Consider the following 680-nt stretch of genomic DNA (forward strand, 5'->3'; position numbering starts at 1 on the left):
GTGTTCATGCGCAGAGGACCCGTCTGAAGTGACGGTCGAGAGGATAGACCCAGACGGTTTTGATGGGCAGCAAGGCTTGGTGGTGGACATCGAGTTTGCCGCGCCCAGTGGTTTGTCCGAGGCAGAGCCAGTTGGCTGCCTGGTAAGCGGTGCCGCGAAAGCGTGACTGCTCGACGAAAGTTTCGAGCAAGAGCGGCCGGTAACCGTATTGGACTTGCCAGTCGGCGGCGATCTCCCGGGCGGCGCGAGCCAAGATGGACGAGGCCAGATTCTGGCATTCGATCCACGGCAGGATGAGGAATCGAGCGTTGTTCACGACGCGGTGCAGGTGCTCCTGGCGTTGCGCGGGCGTCCAGCCGATATAGTGGTCGCGCGGCTGGGTCTTCCAGGCGGCGGCACCGAAACTGAGCAAGGCGACGAGGCGTCCGCCCGCCCGAACGAAGTAGCGCAATTGGGCGCCGGGCAGCGGTTGATAGCCGAGGTAGTGGTAACGGTCGATGTACTCGTTGTGCAGCTGCGATTCAGCGCGATGGGTAATTCTGTGCAGTTGCAGTGTCCCCAGAGCACGAGGACCGTCTGCGCGCAGGGGCGCGTCGGGCTCGGCCTGCACGGTACGGCGGTGCCAGGGCTTTCCGTTGTGATTGCCGTTGCGCGGCGGGGGCAGTTGCAGCAAGCCATCG

1 protein-coding gene is annotated in these 680 nt (G+C 63.8%); it reads right to left on the reverse strand.

Annotation, left to right across the window (positions count from 1 at the left end; genetic code table 11):
• Positions 1 to 4 precede the first annotated feature (4 nt).
• A partial coding sequence (locus ACCAA_RS04955; RefSeq protein WP_186406126.1) for a DUF4338 domain-containing protein occupies positions 5 to 680 on the reverse strand: 676 nt, incomplete at its 5' end.

Origin of the sequence: Candidatus Accumulibacter aalborgensis, assembly GCF_900089955.1 — a bacterium.
In the GTDB taxonomy this organism is placed as follows: Bacteria; Pseudomonadota; Gammaproteobacteria; order Burkholderiales; family Rhodocyclaceae; genus Accumulibacter; species Accumulibacter aalborgensis.